Origin of the sequence: Mycoplasmopsis agassizii (assembly GCF_002276225.1) — a bacterium.
GTDB classification, from domain to species: Bacteria; Bacillota_I; Bacilli_A; order Mycoplasmatales; family Metamycoplasmataceae; genus Mycoplasmopsis_B; species Mycoplasmopsis_B agassizii_A.
The window spans coordinates 39,245-60,296 of sequence record NZ_NQNY01000002.1; the positions used below are offsets into that span (position 1 = coordinate 39,245).

Consider the following 21,052-nt stretch of genomic DNA (forward strand, 5'->3'; position numbering starts at 1 on the left):
AAAAAGCAGTTTTTTGCTTTTAGTGTAAAATGCTAATATGAATAAAAATAGAAATGTTAAACACAATTTTAAGAAATATTTTTCTTTTCTAGCACTAGCAACAGTTCCTGCAGTTGCAGCAACAGCAATTGCCTGTGGTGGTGCTCAGGAAAAAGTTGAAAGAGAGAAAGTTATTTTTGCAACAGCACAGCAAAGCACTTTCCCAATGTATAAAGCTTTAAAATTAGTAACTGATATTTATAACGAAGAAATGAAAGATACTGAAGGATTTTTACCAGTTGAATTTCAAGGAACAGATATTACAGGTACAAATAGTGAATCAACCTTAATTAATAATATTTCAGGTTTTTTAAAAACTTCTAACTTAGCAAGAATACCTAATTTAGTAATGGCTAACAAAGTTTTAACTGCTCAAGTATATGGTTATGAAAGATTACTTGATTTAAGCAAGTCAAAAGTAAATAAAGATATTTTTACTGATGTAATGTACAACTACAATAATAACTTACCAGGAATTAATGCTGATAATAATAAAATTTATACAATTCCTTATTCATTAATAGGTGATGATTCTTTAGCGTTTAATCTAGATGCAATGGCACACATTTTTCGTGAAATTAAGAAAAATGGTGCTCAAATTGATGAAAATTCAAATATCTATAAAGCAGTCAAAGCAGAAAACGCTAACTTATTATTAGCAGCAGATCCTAGCGACTTTAAAGCAGAACCTGATGAAACGGGCAAAGAAGTTTATTCTTGAGGGGCAAGCAATAACCAAGCAATTTTTACAGGTGATGATGCAATAATTAATGATGACACTTTTGCTAGTTTTGAAAAAATCACTAAGTTTGCTTTACTAGTTTCAAAATCATTAGAACCTGAAAGTGGTAAAAAACTACCTTGAATAGGAATGCTAGCTTATAACTGAATTTTATTTTCTAAAACTCTTTTAAGTTTATATCCTGATTCAACTGATAGTAATTTCTTATGAGAATTAAAAACTGATGGAAGTGTTAACTATAAATTTTTAGGTGATAATGCTGAAGCTAAAAAGCACCAAGAAAATTTAAAAACAGCTTTTAATTTGATTATTAGTGAACATAGTTATGCTCAAGCAACTAATAAAGAGCGACCTTTTGAAATTGGTCGCTCAGGTGAAACAAGCAATCCTAATTATGCTGCTCCATGACAACTTAGAAGAAATTTAGCAGCCTTTACTTATGGACCAAATGTTGAATATATTCATTCAGTTGATAGTAAAAAATCACGTGATGATTTTAAACCTACAGCTGCTCAATTAGCAACATGACTTAAAAAAGATGAAGTTCTTTGAAAAGAACAAATGTTCAAAATTAAAGCAGCAGATACAGTTGGAGGATTTATTCCTGATGGTTCTGCATTAGTAGGAATTAAATGAGATGGCGATAAAGTTGATAAAGCAACCGTTGCATTTTTAGAATGATTATTTACAGGAACACTTAAAAAAGATCATGGAATTTTTAAAGCAAATACTAAAGTAGTTGATGTAATTTCTCAAACTTCAGGTTACTTAATTGGTACAAAATCAAGTGTAACAAATGAAACTGAAAAGGAATTTACTAGTTCAAAAGATAATAATGAAAATTTTGGTAATGATACTGATAAAGAAACCAATTTTTACAGTGTAAGTTCGGCTCTTTTAACTTTAAAAGATTTACAAAATAATTTAAATAATCCTAATAATAAATTAATTACATTAGATAACAATGCAAAAATTCAACAAGTAATTAATGCAATTGAAACATCATTAAATAATGCTCAAAATAATAAAATCACGGCTGAACAATTTTTAGAAAATATCATTAATGTAGCAAACTCAAATAAATAAGAAAACGCCCAAAACGGGCGTTTTTCGTATCAATTTTAATCAATTTAGTAAGCCAAAATTAAGCAGTTTTCTTAGCCATTTCTTTAACTTGTTCTTTAGTTAAAAGTGGTAAAGTTCCTTCTTTAGTTAAGGATTCATCATCTTTATTTAAATGTAAAATAAAACTTACGGGAGCATGATCACTAATCATTGATCTTACATAATTTTCTTCTCCAGCATATTTTTTTCTTCTAATTTTATCTTGCCTAGATTTATATTCATTTCATTTTGATAAAGTAAATAATTTATCATCTCCAACTAGATTTCAGATATCAAGTTTTTGAGCAAAAGACACTTTTAGATTTCCTTTATAAAAAATCTTGTCATATGGATTTGCATATTGATCTTTTTTTGTTGCTAATGATGTTGCATCTTCTTTTGAATCATCTAATAAATTAGCATAGCCATCATCTATCAGAGTTCTAAAACTTACTGCTTCATTACCTGTTTTAATGTTTGTATCACCCATAAAAAAGATTTCATTATTAATTCCATCTTCTAAATCAAGAGCTTTTAAAACATTCGCAAGTTGCAGTGATTCTTCTACTTCTTGATTACCTTGGGATGGTTTTAGTTTAGCGCTAACTTCGCCTCTGTCAGAATCAGCATCTGGAGAATCAAGGTGTGATGAAACTAATGTGAAAGTGTTTTCAATTTCACCTAAAGTCTTAAATTGTACAACGAATGGTGGTCTTGCGTAGTAATAAATTTTCTCATCATTTTCAAGATGAGTCCCTTTTCATCCTTGATCATCATAAATTTTAACTAAATCAGTCACTTCAACTTTTTTAGATTTATAAAGAATTACATAATATTCAAATTGACCTGCTTGAGCAGGATTTTTACTTAGCGATTTTTTTGATTCAACTGCTTTTCAATCTTTTTCTGGATCTAGTTCATTTAATAATTTAAGTAATGTATCATCAGCAATAACTTTATCATCAACTGCATTAATTTCTTGAGCACTAACAATATCAAATTTATTTTTGTAAATAATATTTGCAAAAATTTCACTTCTGACTTCTTGTTTTTCATTACCTGAATAATTCAAAAGGTTTCAAGTAGCAATTTTTAAACTTAAGTTTTCAGTATTTATAGTTCCTGTACCAGGTTCAGGTTCTGATATTACAGATTGTTTTAAATTAATAATTTTAACTATTTTGGTTTTTACATCATCTGACTTGGAAACGCTTAAATTAATCGATAAAGATGTATTAGAACTACCAGATTCTAATAGAACTATTTTAGAAATTTTATAATCATCTTTTAATGAAGATTCAAAGGTTTTCTTATTAGATTCATCAAGTAGGTTTAAAAAAGATGTTTGAGTATCTTCTCCTAGATTTTTGAGTTTATCTTTTAATTTATCAATTTCCAAATTAGCTTGGTTTGCTTGAATTTCATTTGGTAAACCATCAATGATTGACTCAGCATTTATGACAGTTGGTTTAGTAGGATTCGTAGATGCACAAGAAATAGTTGCTAATAAAGAAATTCCACTTGCAATAATTGATGATGTAATTAATAATTTTTTAAAACTTAACTTTCTCATTATTTAAATTCTCCACTTTCGGTTTTTAAACTAACTTCTAATTTTTCAACTGCTCTGATTTTGACATTGCTTTGTTGTAAAATAGTTTTACTGATTAAATTATCTTCAGTTTTATCGTAAAAATCATCCAAGTAAACAACTTCTTTGATGCCTGCTTGCACAATTGTTTTAGCGCAATTAGAGCAAGGGAAGAGTGTAGTAAAACAAATTGTATTTTCCAAATTTGTTTTACTATTTAAAATTGCATTAGTTTCAGCATGAACTACATATGCATATTTTTTATCTTTTTCTTGCATGCCTTCACGATTTCAAGGAAAATTATCATTACCTTTAGGCATACCATTATAACCTAGTGAAACTATTCTTTTGTTATCATTAACAATTACTGCTCCAACTTTTGTATTAGGATCTTTTGAGCGAAAAGAACTTACTTTTGCTAGTGACATAAAATATTCATCTCAGGAAATATTATGTTTTTGGGTTTCATCTTTTTTACTATTCATATTTTAATTTTATGATAAATTTTTAAATCCTGCACAACATAAGTAAAATAAATTAAAAATAATGAACACTGCTAGGTGTTCATTATCAAAATTATTTTGGTCTATTAGCTTCATCAACTTGTGTCTTAACATTTGCTTTAAAAGCTTCTAAAAAAGCATTGCTATCTGCATAATCAGATTTAATTAAGCCGTGATCATCTCAAGCTTTTCAATAACCTTCGGCAGTTGGCCATTTAGGCTGATTAATATTTTCATTAGTTTGCTCTAAAACTGCTTTAACAACCCCTGAGTAAAGATTTTTAATAGCATTTTCAAAACCACTTTGAGCAATAAATTTAGTTAAATCAATTGTTTTGCGTGGATCTTGAGGGTCTTCAATTTTCAGAACTTTAACATCAACTTCTCTAGTTGCATCATCTGCTGCTGAAATTTTTCCTGCATTAGTAATTCATGCACTTGAAATTTCTTTTGAAGTCAAAATTTGAGTAAAATAATTAGCAAATGCTAATTTTCCATCAGTTGCTTTTGCTTTATCACTACCTGAAGCATTTGCTAGTGAAACTCTGTTTAAGGCATAACCTCAACCTGCTTTAAAATGAAGCATTTGTTCACCATTATATTTAGGTAATTTTTGAGCGCTTAATTTGTTTAAAATTTCGACTGCTTTAGCAGGATTAGAATCATTTTGTTTTAAAACAAAACCAACTAAACGAGGTAAAATCGGTGGACCTTCGATCGTTAAAGAAATACTATTATCTGCTAAAGATTCAATAATAACTTTTTCACGTTGCATTTTTGAATTAGCAATTTGCTTGTATTTTTCGTTATTACCTTTACGTAATCTGTCATAGTAATCATAAATTTCTTTAACTCTTGCTTGCACTTTTTCATTAGTAATAAAAGGTGCACTAACTTTATTTTGAGCATCTCAAGTTGCTCAAAAGTTAGTTGCTTTAGTTAAATCATCATTATTGATAGTTTTGAATAAACCATTAAATAAAGTTGAACCATGCCATAAATTTGCTGCTTGAAAAGCAAATTTTTTGTCAATTGGATTAGCAATTTCATCTTTGATATCGCTAATACCATTTGCATAAACATCTTTATTATAATAAGCAATCACTGATTCAGTATTTAAAGGATAGGCATAATATTTATCTTGAATTTTGACACTATCTCTTTGTTGGCTATAGTTACTTAAATAGTTTTCAGGAATAACTGTCACTATATTTCTTTCAACTAAACCTTGAAAACGATCTAGAGGCGAAGCAAAAACATCTGCTGAAGTTAATGCACTATTATAAACTGTATTTTGAATATAATTAACTGATTGTTCAGTATCAATTGGAATTAACTGAATGCGATTTTGCATTGCTTCAGGTAATTTTGAAATTGCTAAATCTAAAGCAGGTTTTCAATTAGTTTCATAAGCAACTGTTAATTTACCAGTTCAATCATTTAGAGTTTCAGTCGCTTTAGTTTTTAAATCCCTTGTATCATTAATTGGATCGCTAGGATTACTTTGGTTTGTACATGCTATTGCTAGCGAAGCACTTAAAATTGTTAAAGCACTAACAGGCATTATAAATTTTTTAATTTTGTTCATATTTTTCCTTTTTTAAATTTTTGTCTGAAAATGATTTTAGCAAGTTATTAAAAATGCTAAAGAAAAACAAGTATTTGACTACTTGTTTTCATATTATTTTGCAGGTTTTATGCTAAACAGTAGTTTTAGCCATTGCTTTTACTTGTTCTTTGGTTAAAAGTTCCAAGGTTCCTGCTTTAGATGTTGTTTCATCTTTAGCATCCATATGTAGTTTAAAACTTACAGGGGCATGATCACTAATCATATTCATTCAGTAGTAGTATTCTTGACCTGACTTATAGGGTTCACCTTTCTTTTTACCACCACGATATTTTTCAATGAAGGTTGTTTTGTAATTTTCTCATTCATCTTCAGTGAAAACTGTACCAACTGTTTCTCAAACATTGTATCTAGAAGCATCTGAAACTTTTAAATTACCTTTGTAAAAAATCTTGTCATATGGGTTAACAAATTCACCGATTTTTTGTTTTAAAGTTGATGCATCTTCGACGCTATCTTCTAATAAGTTGGCATAGCCATCATCAATTATAGTTTTAAAAGCAACAGCTTCATTACCTTTTTTAATATTTGTATCACCCATGAAGATGATTTCATTGTTAATACCGTCTTCTTGGTCAAAAGTTTTTAAAACATTAACTAATTGTAATGCTTCCTCAACTTCTTGATTTCCTTGTTTTTCAGGTAACCCTGATGATTTTTCATTACGTTTTTTTGCTTCAAATCCAGGTGCATCAAAGTGTGCAGAAACTAATGTGAAGGTATTTTCAACTTTACCTAAAGTTTTAAATTGAGCTGCAAAAGGAGGTCTTGCATAATAATAAGTTGTCTCACTATCTTTAAGATTTGTTCCACTTCAACCTTGATCATCATAAATTTTTGATCATCCAGTTGCTTCGACTTTTTTAGATTTATAAAATACTATAAATCATTCTTTTTGACCTTCTTGTCAGCCATATTTTCCAACTGATTTAGGAGAAAGAATTGCTTTTCAATCTTTATCAGAATCTAGTTTATTTAATGCTTCAACCATTACTTTATCTGCAGTAATAGTATCTTTTTCATCTTTTCAATCAGCAGGATTAATTTCCTGTGTGCTAACAATATCATATTTATTATGAATAATTATTTTAGCTATTAATTCAGTTTTTTGAACCTGATTAGGTTTTGCTCCATAGTTAAGTAAATTTCAGGTAGCGATTTTCAAACTTGAAACTTCAGTTTGAATAGTTCCTGTGCCAGGATTATCAATATTATTTTCAGGAGTTTGTTTTAGATCTGTAATTTTAATTGTCTTAGTTTTAAGATCTTCACCTTTGCTTACACTTAAATTAACAGATAAAGAATTTTTAGAATCATCAGACTCTACTAAGGTGATCTTTGAAATTTTATAACTTTCTTTTAAAGATGTTTCAAACTTAGTCTTATCAGATTGATCTAATAAATTTAAAAATGTTGTTTGTACATCAGTACCTAGTCTTTTTAGTTTAGTTTTTAATTTATCTAGGTCTTTATTATCTTGGTTTGTCTTGATTTCGCTAGGTAAACTATTGATAATTGATTGTGCACTAACAGTATTAGATTGTTGTTCTTCTTCAACTAAATCAGTAATTTTAATTGTCTTAGTTTTAGAATCTTCATTTTTACTTATAGTTACTATAACTTGTAAAGATGTTTTTGAAGAATCTGAAATTACAAGAGTAATTTTAGAAATTTTATAGTCATCTTTTAAAGCAGTTTCGAATTTAGTTTTATTAGATTGATCTAATAAATTTAAGAATGAATTTTGCACATCTGTGCTTATCTTCTTCAGAGTTTCTTTTAGTTGTCCTAGTTTTAAATTAGAACTATTTGTTTTAATTTCGTTAGGTAAACTATTGATGATTGACTGTGCAGTTACAGAATCGTGGGGGGGGGTATTTGTTACAGGCGAACAGGCAATTGCTGTCGTAATTGCAAATAGCGGTGTGACACCAACTAGCAATTTAAAAAGTTTAGATTTTTTCATATATTCTTTTCTTTCCGAAACAATTTCTTTTGAATTGTTTCACTAAATTTTTTATGTGGAAATTATATAAAATAAATCAACTAGTTATATTTAATAGTGGAAAATCATACCTAATTATGAAAATAAAAACCAATTATTTTCAGAAAAAAATAAATAACAAATTTTATATAGACATTATGTTTTGGTCAAAAACTGCAAAAATAAAATAATTTTTTTCACAAATGACAAAACGACCGATTTTTAGGGGTGTTTCGTAAACCATGCTTTTTAGGTGGTTTTAGAAACTTAAAAAACCTGAAATGCCCTATTTTAGGGACTTTTAGATTTTAATTTCTACATGAGTTTGAGCAGATTTGCAAAAAAAACTAAAAAATTAATTTTTTTTAAGCATTTACCGTTAAAATCCTTAAGAAAAAAATGTTTTTGTGTAATAATATAAACGCAAAAACGTAGTAGCAAATGCTACTATTAAATTAATTGCAATTTGTAAAGGAAATAAGTGAATAGATTTTATTGTTTATACGCCCCTAAATCAGCCCCATATTCATGGGTTTTAAAAGAGGTCAAAAGCTCGGCAATCGGTCACTTTCAATCACGTCTTGATGCCATAGATTATTTTATTGAAAACTATGGTCAAACAGATGCGATGATTTGATTCCACAATGTTCAAGAAATCTTCGAAGGGAATTTAAAAGTTGAAGAAGATCCTAATGGTGATTTCAAAAAGAACAAACACTATTTAACGATTTCAAAATTTTCTCGTGAAAGTGCAAGTGAATTAGAATTAAAAATAAAAAAGGTTCATAAAGAATTTTACATTGATTTAAAAACTAAGTATCGCATTTTCCCTGACGATCGTAAGAATTGAGAAGGTACTCAAGAGTACATTCTAGAGATGAAAAAAACTCGTGAAAAGCAGTCTGAAGCTAAAAAAGACAAGAAAATTCCTAAGAACTATAATGATGGTTTAATGGACATGCCTTTATTTTATGCACAGCAAACTACTTCTCAAAATAGTGATCAAAAAGAAGAAATCAAAATCGATGAAATTGAAGAATTAAACTTAGCAAAAATAGCAGAACAAAAAGTTGCTATTCAAGAAGCTGAAGAAGTAATTACAAAATCTGATTTTGATGAAACTTTGAAAAAGATGAAAGCAGAATCAGAGCGACTTGATAATGCCGAAAAAGTTGAAGTTGATTTATCTAAAGAATATTTGGAAGAATATAAAGAATTAGAACAACGCTTTCATGAAGAACATAATCAACTTGAACTAGAAAAAAATGCACGTTTAGCAGAATTAAATAGCCAACTTGAATTATTGCAAAAAGAAAATGCTGAACTAGAAGCTAAATCTAAAGAGTCTGAAAAAACATATGAATCTGAAGATAATTATGAAGCAATTCAAAAGGAACTTGAAGCTTTAGAAGAAGAATCAAGGGCTAGATTAAAAGCTAAAGAAGAAGCTGCTAGAGCACTTTATGAGCAACAAATCAAAGAGTATGAAGAAGCTTCTAAAGAGTATCAAGCTGAACAAAGTTATATTGATTCTCAATTTCAAGAAATGCAAAATTTCTATGAACAACAAATTGAAGAATCACGTAAATTTTATGAAGCACAAATTCATGAACGTGAAGAACAACTAATTAAAGAACGTGATCAAATTATTAGTGAACACCAAAAAAATCTTTTCTTAGAATATCAAAAACGTCTTGATCATGAAGCTGAAACTAATAAGCAATTATTAAATGAATTATTAGCACAGCAACGAGAAGAATTATTAAGCGAGCAAGAAAAAACTTTAAAACGTGTTAGCGAAAAAGTTATTTCTGAACAAAGCGAATTCATCTCGAAAATGAGTGATAGCCAACGTCAAGAATACCAAAAATTACTTGAAGAGCAAAAAGCTTCTTATGAGCATGAAATTGCTGAAAGAGTAAAATTACTAGGTGAAAGACAACGTCAAGAATTTGAAGTTTTATTAGCTGAAAGCGATAGACTGTTTGAAGAATCGCAACGTAAGTTACATAAGTCAAATGCTGAATATACGCAGTTATTAGCGAATCAGGCAGGTTGATATGAAGCTCAATTAGTTGCTATGGAAGATGCTTACAGTGCCCAATTAACAATGGCACTTGAAAATGTACAAACTACTCAAACTTATGAATTAGTTAGTCAGCAACAACAAAGTGAATATAATTTTTACAACTTCCAAGCGCAAATGCAAGCACAGATGCAGGCTAATTACCAAGCATATCAAGTTGAACTAGAACATATGAATCAAGCATTCAATGAACAACGCGCTCAGTGAGAGTATCAATTATGACAAGAGCGCAATAGTTGATTGCAAGAACAAGATTTTTTACGTCAAAGTATATTTGAATATCAACTTGCTTTAGAACGTGAAAGACATCAATTTGAAATTGAGCGCAATAACTGATTCCAAGAGCAATTTATAATTCAAAATCAGCACTTGCAAGAAGTTAATCGCTTACCAGTAAGTGATTCAGAATCTAGAAATTCAAATCCAAGAGCATCAAGAATTTTGCATAATAATCATTTTAATAATGAAATCGAAAAGCAAAAACAAGATCGCACAGTTAATATCGATTTTGATGAATTACAAAATCAAGTAAAAAATCATCACGAAAATTTAACAAATACTGCTTCTCTACATTATAATACTGTTCAAACTTACATAAATGATAATGTTACTACAGTAGAAATAAAACTAAACCAACAGGAGAGAGAAAAAACAATGTCATCAAAAGGTAATCAAAATCAGCACAACCGTGCTAATCAGCAAAATAAAAATATTAACAACCAGAACCCAAACGTTCAGCAACCTAATAATTTTGCTAATCAATATAACACAGGGCAATTTGTTCCACAAAGACCAGTTAACCCTTATCTAACTCAACAATTCAACAGAAATGTTAATCCACAACCACAACAACAACCAGCACCTCAAGGACCAGCATCGCCACAACGCCCTGTTAATCCTTATGTAACAGGACAATTTGTTCCACAACAACCACAACGTCCAGTTAATCCTTATGTAACAGGACAATTTGTTCCTCAAAGACCACTTAACCCATACGTTACACAAAGTTTTAAACCAAGCCAAGCACCTGCTGCAAACCAACAATATAATGTTGCGCAACAACAAATCGCAACTCAGCAACTAGCTGCACAACGTGCTTTGAAATCACAATTTGATCAAACTTTAGAAATTCTTCACGATGAAGAAGAGCAAATTAAAGAATTAAAACGTCAAGAATTACTTGAACGTGCTCGCCGTCTAAGTGAAATCAAAGATATTGATAAAGAAGTTCACGCACAACGTCAACTAAGAATTCAAGAACAACTTCGTGCTACAAAAGCACTTCAAGAAGAAGAAGAAAGAATTTACAACACACGTAAATTGCAAATTAAAGAGCAAGAACTTCGTGTTAAAGAATTAATTACTGCTGAAATTGAAGCATCAACAAAAAGAGCTGAAGATTTCAAACGTGTAAAAGAAGCTCTAGATAAATCAATTTCTGAAAAAGATAAAGAAATTGAAAAAGACGATGAAAAATTATCAAACGTAATTAGAATCGTTGAAAGTGATGTTAAGGTTGTTTCAAACACCGAAGTTGTTAAAGAAACTGTTAATGAAGTTAAAACTGAAACAGTTTCAAGCGCATCTTCATCATCAGTTGTAACTGAAAAAGTGGAAGAACCAGTTGCTACAGTTCCTTCTTTATTTGAAGAAACTCTAGATGAAATCCCTTCATCAGATACTTCATATAAAATTAAAAGTAAAGATGTAGTTCACGATGTGCAAGAAGACATTTTTGTACCTGCAAACTTAGAAGAAGAAGCAGATTCTCCTGAATGAGTTACAGTTGAAAATGCTGTTGAACCTAAAGCTAAAAAAAGTGGTGAAGTAATCGGTAAAAAATGATGAGGTATCCTTGGTGCTTCTATCGGGATTGCTGTTGTCTTAGTTATTGTTCTAGTTTTAGTCCTAGTTAAAGTTATTTAATAGCACAAAATTCACAAACCAAAATCAAGGTCTAAAACCTTGATTTTTTATTGCTTTTTATAACTTTTAAAAGTCTCATTTGCTATACATGTCACTATTTTTAGGGTAATTTTACTTTTAAGTAAGTTCAAGTAAGTTAGAGCAATTTGAGTGCTTTCAAGTCCTATTCAGGAAAAATTTTTTGAATAAAAATAACTAATTTAAAAAAATGTGGTAATATTGAAAATACAACAGGCTTTGAAGTGCAAGGTTGTTGATACATCAACCACCGTTGTTCATGATTATCAAGTTTTTGCATGGAGCCAGTTCAAATAAGAACAAAAGGAGCAACAATGAGTAAAATAGCTGTTAAATTGAGAAGTTTTGAACATCAATTAGTTGATCAAGCAACTAAAAAAGTTATTATCTTAGCAGATAAAAACAATGTTAAATTCTCAGGACCTGTACCACTTCCAACCAAACGAGAAGTATTTACAATTTTACGTTCAGTTCACGTTAACAAGAAATCACGTGAGCAATTCGAAAGAAGAACATTTAAAAGATTATTCATCTTTGAAAATGTTGATAAAAAGTTCATCGAATTACTGAACCACTTAGAAATGCCTGCTGGTGTTTCACTAGAATTAAAAGTTAAATAAATTTTAAAAATTTAAATTTTGAAAAGAGGAAAAATGAAAGGAATCTTAGGACGCAAAGTTGGTATGACACAAATTTTCAGTGATCATGGAGCATCAATTCCAGTTACTGTTATCGAAGTTACACCAAATGTTGTTACAAAAGTTTTAACACAAGAGTCTAATGGTTATAAAGCAGTGCAACTATCTGCTTTTGACAAAAAAGAATCTCGTCAAAATCGACCTGAACAAGGTCATTTCAAAAAAGCAAATACAACACCTAAGCGCTTCGTAAAAGAAATTCGCAATATGGAAGGATTTAATCTTGGAGATCAAGTTGATGCTTCAATCTTCCATGTTGGTCAATTAGTAGATGCTACTGGTATCTCAAAAGGTAAAGGATTTGCTGGGTCAATTAAAAGACATAACCAAAAAATCGGGCCTCGTTCACATGGTGGTGGAGGAGGATCTCAACCAGTTCGTCAAGTTGGGTCTTTAGGAGTTGTTACAGATAACAAAGTTCGTAAAGGTAAAACTATGCCTGGACATTTAGGACATGTACAAAGAACTGTGCAAAACCTAGAAATTGTTTTAGTTGATGTTACAAACAATTTATTATTAGTAAAGGGATCAATTCCTGGTGCTAAAAAATCATTCGTTTTAATTAAAGAAGCAGTTAAAGGATTACCTGACCATCAACCAGTTAAATTAGTTGATTTAGTAATTCAAGCAAAATTAAATGATTTATTCGAGCGTGCTCGTAAATTCGGTCATTTAAGTGTTAATGCTGACATGGATGTTAACGAAATTGAAAAATTAGTAGTTGAAGCTGAAAAACAAGCAGAAGCTTCACATAAAAAAGATGGAGAGTAATCATGGCTGAAGAGAAAAAAGTTAAAACAACTAAAACTACAGCAGCTAAAGCAGATAAACCTGCTACAAAAAGCGCTCCTAAAAAAGTAGCAGCAAAACCTGCTAGTGAAACTAAAAAACCTGCAGTTAAAAAAGCTACTACTAAAACAACATCTGCATCAAAAAATGATACAAGTACATCAAAAGTAAAAATTACAAAGACTTCTAAAACTGCAAAAGCCAAAGAAGAAAATGTAGTTTTAGCAACTAAAACTGAATCAGGTGCATTAAACGTAAGTACAAAAACTAACGAAACTAAAAAAGCAATTCAAGAACCTTTAAAAGCAACTGCAAAGTCAAAATTAAATTCAACTATTTGATCAGTTGAGAAAAAATATGACCAAGCAATTTTTGATACCATCATGAGTGAACGTGCATCAAGACGTCAAGGTACTCACCATACTAAAACTCGTGAAGAAGTTTCAGGAACAGGTAAAAAACCATTCCGTCAAAAAGGAACAGGTAATGCTCGTCAAGGTACTCTAAGAGCTCCACAAATGGTAGGAGGGGGAATTGCTTGAGGTCCAAGAAATACCCGTAACTACAAATTAAAAGTTAATAAATCAACACGCCGTCATGCCTTAAATGCTGCTTTAGCATATGCATCAGAGCGTGAAGCAGTTGTAATTGAAAATTTAAAAATGGCAACCATTTCAACTAAATCTTTAATTACTAAGCTAAAAGAATTTAATGCAGATAAATTAAGAAGAGTTTTAATTGTCTCAGACGATGAAAACTTATTCTTAAGTGCACGTAATTTAAGAAACGTTAAAATTACAAAAGTAACTTCATTATTAGTTGAAGATTTAATCGCTTTAGATGCACTATTTATTAGTGAAGACGATATCAAAGTCTTAGAAAGTCTGGTGGGATAATGCTTGTTAATGAAATTATCAAAGCACCAATTTTAACTGAAAAATCTTACTCATTAATGGAGCAAAGAGTTTACACATTTAAAATTAATAACCGTGCAAATAAAATTGAAATTGCAAAGGCTGTCGAATTTATTTTTAATGTTGAAGTTGAAAAAGTAAACCTAATGAAAGTAGCGAGAAAACCTAAAAAGGTTGGACGTTTCAGTGGATTTACCTCTTCATACAAAAAAGCCTATGTAACCTTAAAAGAAGGTCACGTAATTAACTTCTTCCCAGAAGAAGCAAAAGACGACAAAAAAGCTAAAAAAGCAAAAGTCGTTAAAGAAGATGTTGTCGATAAAGACAAAGCTGATCAGGCTCAAGCAAAAGCAGCAGCAAAACTAGCTGCTAAAACTTCAAAAACTGCTGCGGTTAAAAAACCGATTAAAAAAGCACGTGAAGGAAAATAATACTTAGTAGAAAAACTAGCCAAATATTATTAAGTAGAAAGGATTTTACATGGCAATTCGTAAGTTAAAACCTACGACTAACGGACAACGTCACATGACCATTTTAGATTACAAGGCTAATCTATCAGGTCACGCTCCTGAAAAATCTTTAATGGTTTTATTAAAGAAGAATTCAGGACGTAATAACCGTGGTGTAATTACCGTTAGACATCAAGCTGGGCGTAATAAAAGATATTACCGTCTGATTGACTTTAAGCGCAATAAAGACAATATTCCAGCAACAATTAAAACGATTGAATACGATCCTAATCGTTCAGCAAATATCTCATTAGCAGTTTATGCAGATGGTGAAAAACGCTACATTCTAACTCCGAAAAATTTAAAAGTTGGAGACAAAATTATTTCAGGAGAAAATGTTGACATTATCGTTGGAAACACACTTCCAATGCGTAACATTCCTGAAGGTACTGAAATTCATAACATTGAAATGCAACCAGGAGGTGGTGCTGTAATGGCACGTTCAGCTGGTTCATATGCACAGATTTTAGGAAATTCTGAAGATGGAAAATACACCATTTTAAGATTAAAATCAGGTGAAGTTAGAAGAATTCTAAGTTCATGTCGTGCAACAATCGGTGTTGTCGGTAATGAAGAACACAGTTTAGTAAGTGTTGGAAAAGCCGGAAGAATGCGTAAAATGGGTACTCGCCCAACAGTGCGTGGTTCAGCAATGAACCCAGTAGATCATCCTCATGGTGGTGGTGAAGGTAAGCAACCAATTGGTCGTAAAGCACCACTTACTCCTTGAGGTAAAAAAGCTCTTGGTGTAAAAACAAGAAGTACAAAGAAAAATAGCAATAAGTTAATTATTCGCCGTAGAAAGGATAGTAAATAATGGGTCGTTCACTTAAAAAAGGTCCTTTTGCTGATGATCATCTACTTAAAAAAGTAGAAGAAGCAAACAAAAGCAATTCTAAAAAACCAATTAAAACTTGATCACGCCGCTCTACTATCTTTCCACATTTTGTTAACTTAACTTTTCAAGTACATAACGGTAAAGAATTTATTAGTGTTTTTGTCACAGATGACATGGTAGGTCATAAACTAGGTGAATTTGCACCTACAAGATACTACAATGGTCACGGTGAAGATAAAGGGAAGAAAAAATAATGGAAGCATACGCAAAATTATTAACTACAAGAATTAGTAGTCAAAAAGCTAATTTAGTGGCTGATTTATTCAGGACAAAAAGAGTTAGCGAAGCAATCGTAATCTTACAAAATACTAATAAAAAAGCAGCACCGTTATTCTTAAAATTAGTAAATTCAGCAGTTGCTAATGCTGTAAATAACCACGGTTTAGATGCATCAAAACTAGTGGTTTCAAACGTTATGGTCAACCAAGGACCAACTTTAAAACGTTTTCAACCACATTCACAAGGTCGTGCTACAAGAATTTTAAAAAGAACAAGTCATTTGGCAGTGACTGTAAAGGAAATATAATCTATGGGACAAAAGACAAATCCAAATGGTTTCCGTTATGGAATTACTAAAAACCGTAATTCTATTTGACATGCTGACAAAAAAGATTTTGCAGATTTATTAATCGAAGATCAAAAAATTTACCAATTTTTTGACAAATTAGTACGCCAATACCAAATTGCTAAAGTGGAAATTAAACGTAACAAAGAAAAAGTTAACGTTTTAGTTCATACTGCTAAAAAAGGTGCAATGTTAGGACAAGATGCATCAAACATTGCCACAATTACAACCAACTTACAAAAAGCACTGCGCAAGAAAAATTATCCAATCAAAATTGATCTAATCAATTTAGATGATGCTAATTTATCAGCTAGATTATTAGCAGAACAAATTGCTATCGATTTAGAAAATCGTCGCCCATTCCGTATTGCACAAAAATTTGCAATCCGTAATGCTTTAAAAGCAGGTGCTAAAGGAATTAAAACTTCAGTTAGTGGACGTTTAAACGGAGTCGACATGGCTCGTACAGAAGGTTATGCTGAAGGTTTAATGAAATTACATACACTACGCCAAAATGTTGATTATGCAACAGCAACAGCTAGAACTACCTATGGTGCAATTGGTGTAAAAGTTTGAATCTCATTAGGAGATATCTACGAAGAAGGTAAACATGCTACAACCAAAGAGAACTAAACACCGTAAAGTTTTCCGTATTCGTCACGATAAACGTGATGCGCAAAGAGGAAACAAAGTAAGTTTTGGTAGTTTTGGACTACAAGCTGTAACTTCTGCTTGAATTGATGCTCGTCAAATCGAATCAGCTCGTATTGCTGCAACTAGAAGAATGGGTCGTGAAGGACAAGTTTTTATTAGAATTTTCCCCCACTTTTCAAAAACTTCTAAACCAATTGGAGTACGTATGGGTTCAGGAAAAGGTAGTCCTGATAAATGAATCGCTGTCGTGCAAAGACAAACAGTAATGTTTGAAGTTAAAGGTGTTAGTGAAGAAATTGCTCGTGATGCCTTAAGACTTGCAGGTCATAAATTACCTGTTAAGTGAAAAATTATTACAGCAGAAACAACAAGTGAGGTGGCATAATGAAATTTAAAGAAATGTCAAAAAAATCACGTGCAGAAATTAAGCAATTATTAACTGATGTACGTGCTGAATTATTTACATTAAGATTTCAAAATCGCACAGGTCAACTAGATAAAACTCACAAAATTAAAGAGTTACGCCGTGAAGTGGCAAAATTATTAACTGTATTACAAATTACAGAAAACGAAGGAGAAAACTAATGCAAAGAAGTTCACGTAAATCATTAGAAGGTAAAGTGACTCGTGCTTTTGCTCCTGAAGTAAATCGTAAAACTATTACAGTTACAGTTGACACTTATAAAAAACACCCCCTATATTCAAAACGTTTCAAAAGTAGTAAAAAATTTCAAGTTCATGATGAACTAAATATCGCTCGTGAAGGTGATTTCGTACAAATCATGGAAACTCGCCCTTTATCAGCAACTAAACGTTATCGTTTAGTAAAAATCCTTGATTCAGCAAAGGTTGGTGAATAATGTTATTAGAATTATCACGTGCCAAAGTTGCTGACAATTCAGGTGCTAAAGAAGTTGGAATCATCCGTAATTTAGGGGGTTCTCGTAAAAAAACTTCAAATATCGGTGACATTGTGGTTTGTTCAGTTAAAAAGGCAACACCTAATGGAATCGTTAAAAAAGGTCAAGTTGTTAAAGCAGTTATTGTAAGAACTAAATACGGAATTAAACGTGATTCAGGTACACACATTCGCTTTGATGACAATGCAGTTGTAATTATCAAAGAAGATAAAACACCAAGAGGAACTCGTGTTTTTGGACCAGTTGCTCGTGAATTAAAAGATAAAGGCTACGCTAAAATCGTTTCTTTAGCTAGTGAAGTGTTATAGGAGTAATAATGAACGTTAAAACTAAATTAAGAAAAAACGACGATGTCATTGTTATTGCTGGTGCATACAAAGGTCAAAGAGGACAAATTTTAAATTTATTCCCTAAAACCAACAAAGCAACTGTTAAAGGTGTTAATGTTGTAACAAAACATAAAAAACCTACCCAACAAGACCAAAAAGGTGGAATTGATACTTTTGAAGCACCAATTCACTTATCAAATTTAGCGCTTGCTTTAAATAAAGGTAAAAACGCAAATAACCAAACTACTAAATTGCGTATTGATGTACGTAATGATGGTAAAAAAGTAATACGTACACGTATTGCTAAAAAATCAGGAAAGGCAGTTTAATCTATGAGTTTATTAAAAACACGTTATGAAAAAGATGTCAAAGCTGCTCTTTTGAAAAAATTCAATTATAAATCTGTAATGCAAATCCCTAGAATTGAAAAAGTTGTTTTAAATATGACTGCAGGACGTGATGTTAATGACACTAAAAGTGTTGATGCAGTTATTGATGAACTAGCTTTAATTGCTAATCAAAGACCTGCATATACAGTTGCTAAAAAATCACTAGCTTCATTTAAATTACGTGAAGGAATGAGAATGGGTGGTAAAGTTACACTACGTCGTGATCAAATGTGAGATTTTCTAGATAAATTAGTAACTGTAGCAATTCCAAGGATTCGTGATTTTCGCGGGTTAAACACTAAAGCCTTTGATAATTCAGGAAACTATTCATTAGGAATTAGTGAACACTTAATTTTCCCAGAAATTGAATTTGATAAAATTAAAAAAATTCGTGGTTTAGATGTCATTATCGTGACAAGCGCTAAGACAAGTGAAGAATCATTAGAATTATTAAAAGCAATTGGTTTACCATTTGCTAAAGGAGCAAATTAATGGCACGTACAGCGTTAAAAGAAAAAACTAAACGCCATGCAAAATTCTCAACAAGAAAATACACTCGTTGTGAATTATGTGGTCGTCCACACGCAGTTTTAAGAAAATTTAAAATCTGCCGTATTTGTTTCCGTAATTTAGCTCACGAAGGTAAAATTCCTGGTGTGAAGAAAGCGAGTTGATAAAAAATGGCATTCATCATTGACCCAATAGCAGATATGTTAACTCGCATTAAAAATGCTGTTAAACGTAAACATAAAAATGTGGCTTTTCCTTATTCAAATATTAAAGAGCGCATTTTAGAAATCATGGCTAAAGAAGGTTTTATCGTTGGTTATACTATCGAAGGTAACGGCGTAGAAAAAACTTTAGTTGTAGAATTAAAATACAAAGGTTCAACATCAGCAATTTTTGATCTTAAACGTGTAAGTAAACCTTCACTAAGAGTTTATGTATCAGCAAATGAAGTACCTAACGTATTAAACGGTTTTGGATTAGCAATTATTTCTACTTCAAAAGGTTTATTAACTGATAAACAAGCAAGAAAGGAGAATATCGGTGGCGAAGTAATCGCTTACATCTGATAAAAAAATATGTCAAGAGTCGGAAAGCGTATTATCACAATCCCTGCTAACGTTGAATTTAATTTAGTAAATTCAGCTTTAACAGTTAAAGGACCACTTGGTACTTTAAGCCGTGAATTTTCTCCATTAATCACAATTAAAAAAGAAGAAAATCAAGTCACAACCATCAGAGCAAACGAAGAAAAACATACAAAGCAATTACATGGTACAACTAATGCCTTAATTGCTAATATGGTTAAAGGTGTTTCTGCTGGTTATGAAAAAACTATTTTAATCGAAGGTGTTGGTTACCGTGCAATTTTAAAAGGTAATATTTTAGAAGTTGCAGCAGGTTATTCACATTTAGTTAATTTAGAAGTTCCCACTTCATTAAAAGTGGAACTACCAAAACCTACAACAGTTATTGTCAAAGGAATTGACAAACAAGTTGTTGGACAATTCGCTGCTGAATTAAGAGCAATTAGAACTGCTAATGTTTATTCAGGTAAAGGAATTCGCTACTCAGATGAAGTAGTTAGAAGAAAAGAAGGGAAAAAAGCTTCTAAATAGAAGTAGTTAAGATATGGCAAATTTATCTCGTAACGAACAACGTTTGAAAAAACATTTAAAAATTAGAAGTCACATCAAAGGGACAGCAGAACGTCCTCGTGTTAGTGTTTTCCGTTCTCACCGTAATTTTTCAGTGCAAATTATTGATGATACTAAAGGTTTAACTTTAGTTTCATTATCAACTGCTAAAAAAGGTGACACAACTTACCATGGCAACATTAGTGCAGCAACTGAACTTGCTAAAAACATTGCTCCATTAATGAAAAAAGCAAACATTGACAAAGTTGTTTTTGACCGTTCAGGTTATTTATATCATGGACGTGTTAAAGCTTTTGCAGAACAGCTAAGAGCAGAAGGGATTAGTTTCTAATGGCTGAAAATAATAAAGAAACAACAGTTCCATCAGGCGTAACTGTTAAAAAAGAGCAAAATAACGCTCCTAAAAAACGTGCTCAACCACTAATTCGTGGAACACGTGATTTATCAGCAAAAAGTGTTGCTGTCAAGCAACAAGGTCGCTCACCTAAGAAAATTCCAGGTCAAGCAGCTACTTCAGATACAGTAGAATTTGAAGAATCAAAACTACGTAACCGCAATTCAAAACGCCCTAATAACCGTAATAATAAAAACCGTGAAGACAAATTAGTTTCAGAATTTGAAGAACGTGTTTTAGATATTGCTCGTGTAACAACTGTTGTTAAAGGGGGAAGACGTTTTAGTTTTTCAGCCTATGTAGTAATTGGAAATCGTAAAGGAAAAGTTGGTTTTGGACATGGAAAAGCTAACGAAGTACCTGATGCGATTAAAAAAGCAGTACGTAATGCGCAAACTCATTTAATTACTGTTCCAATTATTGATAAACATACTATCGCTCACGATGTTACTGGTAAATATTTATCATCACGTGTTTTATTAAAACCAGCTCCTAAGGGAAAAGGTATTATTGCTTCAGGAACTGTTCGTACAGTGACTGAACTTGCAGGATATAGCGATATTTATTCAAAAAGTTATGGTTCAAGAACCAAAATGAACACAGCCAAAGCAACTATTAAAGCATTAGAAAAAATGCGTACAGTAGAGCAAATTGCTGAATTAAGAGATGTTAGTGTGGAAGCACTAAAATCAAAAGTAGCCTAAGGAGC

General features: G+C 31.3%; 25 protein-coding genes. 21 read left to right on the top strand and 4 right to left on the bottom strand.

The genetic code is table 4. From position 1 onward, the window contains the following. Nucleotides 1-37: 37 nt before the first annotated feature. A complete protein-coding gene (locus CJJ23_RS00750) occupies nucleotides 38-1,867 on the top strand; it encodes a P68 family surface lipoprotein (protein ID WP_095334503.1) in 1,830 nt (609 codons plus the stop codon). A gap of 58 nt (nucleotides 1,868-1,925) precedes the next feature. Here the strand turns inward: CJJ23_RS00750 and CJJ23_RS00755 are convergent, their stop codons facing one another. The 4 genes from CJJ23_RS00755 to CJJ23_RS00770 all read right to left on the bottom strand — a co-directional run bounded on the left by CJJ23_RS00755 (nucleotide 1,926) and on the right by CJJ23_RS00770 (nucleotide 7,572). Beyond that, nucleotides 1,926-3,458, bottom strand: a complete 1,533-nt coding sequence (locus CJJ23_RS00755) for an endonuclease/exonuclease/phosphatase family protein (RefSeq protein ID WP_095334504.1) — start codon at nucleotides 3,456-3,458, stop codon at nucleotides 1,926-1,928. After that, nucleotides 3,458-3,961: a deoxycytidylate deaminase gene (locus CJJ23_RS00760; protein WP_095334505.1), complete on the bottom strand. Its 504-nt coding sequence runs from the start codon at nucleotides 3,959-3,961 to the stop codon at nucleotides 3,458-3,460. Before CJJ23_RS00760 ends, CJJ23_RS00755 begins: the two co-directional genes overlap by 1 nt. 91 nt (nucleotides 3,962-4,052) lie before the next feature. Beyond that, entirely contained in the window at nucleotides 4,053-5,567 is a 1,515-nt protein-coding gene (locus CJJ23_RS00765) for a hypothetical protein (protein WP_095334506.1), read from the bottom strand. 112 nt (nucleotides 5,568-5,679) lie between these two features. Beyond that, nucleotides 5,680-7,572 carry an endonuclease/exonuclease/phosphatase family protein gene (locus CJJ23_RS00770; protein WP_095334507.1) on the bottom strand — a complete coding sequence of 631 codons (1,893 nt, stop codon included), beginning with the start codon at nucleotides 7,570-7,572 and terminating at the stop codon, nucleotides 5,680-5,682. 499 nt (nucleotides 7,573-8,071) lie between these two features. Here CJJ23_RS00770 and CJJ23_RS00775 point away from each other — a divergent pair, with 499 nt between their 5' ends. From CJJ23_RS00775 to rpsE, 20 genes are all read left to right on the top strand, one after another. Beyond that, nucleotides 8,072-11,602 carry a hypothetical protein gene (locus CJJ23_RS00775; protein ID WP_095334508.1) on the top strand — a complete coding sequence of 1,177 codons (3,531 nt, stop codon included), beginning with the start codon at nucleotides 8,072-8,074 and terminating at the stop codon, nucleotides 11,600-11,602. A 332-nt stretch (nucleotides 11,603-11,934) separates the two neighbouring features. Further along, nucleotides 11,935-12,240 carry a 30S ribosomal protein S10 gene (rpsJ, locus tag CJJ23_RS00780; RefSeq protein WP_084232407.1) on the top strand — a complete coding sequence of 102 codons (306 nt, stop codon included), beginning with the start codon at nucleotides 11,935-11,937 and terminating at the stop codon, nucleotides 12,238-12,240. Between the two features lie 33 nt (nucleotides 12,241-12,273). Beyond that, nucleotides 12,274-13,089 carry a 50S ribosomal protein L3 gene (gene rplC / locus CJJ23_RS00785; RefSeq protein WP_084232406.1) on the top strand — a complete coding sequence of 272 codons (816 nt, stop codon included), beginning with the start codon at nucleotides 12,274-12,276 and terminating at the stop codon, nucleotides 13,087-13,089. Nucleotides 13,090-13,091: 2 nt separating this feature from the next. After that, entirely contained in the window at nucleotides 13,092-14,003 is a 912-nt protein-coding gene (gene rplD / locus CJJ23_RS00790) for a 50S ribosomal protein L4 (protein ID WP_095334509.1), read from the top strand. Then, entirely contained in the window at nucleotides 14,003-14,452 is a 450-nt protein-coding gene (gene rplW / locus CJJ23_RS00795; RefSeq protein ID WP_095334510.1) for a 50S ribosomal protein L23, read from the top strand. Before rplD ends, rplW begins: the two co-directional genes overlap by 1 nt. A 49-nt stretch (nucleotides 14,453-14,501) precedes the next feature. Then, nucleotides 14,502-15,347, top strand: a complete 846-nt coding sequence (gene rplB / locus CJJ23_RS00800; RefSeq protein WP_095334511.1) for a 50S ribosomal protein L2 — start codon at nucleotides 14,502-14,504, stop codon at nucleotides 15,345-15,347. Beyond that, nucleotides 15,347-15,622: a 30S ribosomal protein S19 gene (gene rpsS, locus CJJ23_RS00805; RefSeq protein WP_084232403.1), complete on the top strand. Its 276-nt coding sequence runs from the start codon at nucleotides 15,347-15,349 to the stop codon at nucleotides 15,620-15,622. Before rplB ends, rpsS begins: the two co-directional genes overlap by 1 nt. Continuing rightward, nucleotides 15,622-15,954: a 50S ribosomal protein L22 gene (gene rplV / locus CJJ23_RS00810; protein WP_084232402.1), complete on the top strand. Its 333-nt coding sequence runs from the start codon at nucleotides 15,622-15,624 to the stop codon at nucleotides 15,952-15,954. The genes rpsS and rplV overlap by 1 nt, the downstream gene beginning before the upstream one ends. A 3-nt stretch (nucleotides 15,955-15,957) precedes the next feature. Beyond that, nucleotides 15,958-16,626, top strand: coding sequence for a 30S ribosomal protein S3 (gene rpsC, locus CJJ23_RS00815; RefSeq protein WP_084232401.1), 669 nt, complete (start codon nucleotides 15,958-15,960; stop codon nucleotides 16,624-16,626). After that, complete coding sequence (gene rplP / locus CJJ23_RS00820) at nucleotides 16,604-17,032, top strand: 50S ribosomal protein L16 (protein WP_084232400.1); 429 nt, start codon at nucleotides 16,604-16,606, stop codon at nucleotides 17,030-17,032. The genes rpsC and rplP overlap by 23 nt, the downstream gene beginning before the upstream one ends. Further along, on the top strand, nucleotides 17,032-17,232 hold the full coding sequence (gene rpmC / locus CJJ23_RS00825; protein ID WP_095334512.1) for a 50S ribosomal protein L29: 201 nt from the start codon (nucleotides 17,032-17,034) through the stop codon (nucleotides 17,230-17,232). The genes rplP and rpmC overlap by 1 nt, the downstream gene beginning before the upstream one ends. After that, nucleotides 17,232-17,507, top strand: a complete 276-nt coding sequence (rpsQ, locus tag CJJ23_RS00830) for a 30S ribosomal protein S17 (RefSeq protein WP_084232398.1) — start codon at nucleotides 17,232-17,234, stop codon at nucleotides 17,505-17,507. The genes rpmC and rpsQ overlap by 1 nt, the downstream gene beginning before the upstream one ends. Beyond that, nucleotides 17,507-17,875 (top strand): 50S ribosomal protein L14, encoded by a 369-nt coding sequence (gene rplN, locus CJJ23_RS00835; protein ID WP_084232397.1) that lies wholly within the window; start codon nucleotides 17,507-17,509, stop codon nucleotides 17,873-17,875. The genes rpsQ and rplN overlap by 1 nt, the downstream gene beginning before the upstream one ends. Before the next feature lie 8 nt (nucleotides 17,876-17,883). Continuing rightward, a complete protein-coding gene (gene rplX / locus CJJ23_RS00840; protein WP_084232396.1) occupies nucleotides 17,884-18,225 on the top strand; it encodes a 50S ribosomal protein L24 in 342 nt (113 codons plus the stop codon). Nucleotides 18,226-18,228: 3 nt separating this feature from the next. Beyond that, nucleotides 18,229-18,777, top strand: a complete 549-nt coding sequence (gene rplE / locus CJJ23_RS00845; protein WP_084232395.1) for a 50S ribosomal protein L5 — start codon at nucleotides 18,229-18,231, stop codon at nucleotides 18,775-18,777. Then, nucleotides 18,777-18,962 (top strand): type Z 30S ribosomal protein S14, encoded by a 186-nt coding sequence (locus tag CJJ23_RS00850; protein WP_084232394.1) that lies wholly within the window; start codon nucleotides 18,777-18,779, stop codon nucleotides 18,960-18,962. Before rplE ends, CJJ23_RS00850 begins: the two co-directional genes overlap by 1 nt. Before the next feature lie 3 nt (nucleotides 18,963-18,965). Then, nucleotides 18,966-19,364 (top strand): 30S ribosomal protein S8, encoded by a 399-nt coding sequence (gene rpsH / locus CJJ23_RS00855; RefSeq protein ID WP_084232393.1) that lies wholly within the window; start codon nucleotides 18,966-18,968, stop codon nucleotides 19,362-19,364. Nucleotides 19,365-19,370: 6 nt separating this feature from the next. Beyond that, the gene (gene rplF / locus CJJ23_RS00860; protein WP_084232392.1) at nucleotides 19,371-19,910 is read left to right on the top strand and encodes a 50S ribosomal protein L6; all 540 of its coding nucleotides are present in this window, start codon (nucleotides 19,371-19,373) and stop codon (nucleotides 19,908-19,910) included. A 13-nt stretch (nucleotides 19,911-19,923) separates the two neighbouring features. Next, a complete protein-coding gene (gene rplR, locus CJJ23_RS00865) occupies nucleotides 19,924-20,280 on the top strand; it encodes a 50S ribosomal protein L18 (RefSeq protein ID WP_084232391.1) in 357 nt (118 codons plus the stop codon). Next, complete coding sequence (gene rpsE, locus CJJ23_RS00870; RefSeq protein ID WP_084232390.1) at nucleotides 20,280-21,047, top strand: 30S ribosomal protein S5; 768 nt, start codon at nucleotides 20,280-20,282, stop codon at nucleotides 21,045-21,047. Before rplR ends, rpsE begins: the two co-directional genes overlap by 1 nt. Nucleotides 21,048-21,052: the final 5 nt, after the last annotated feature.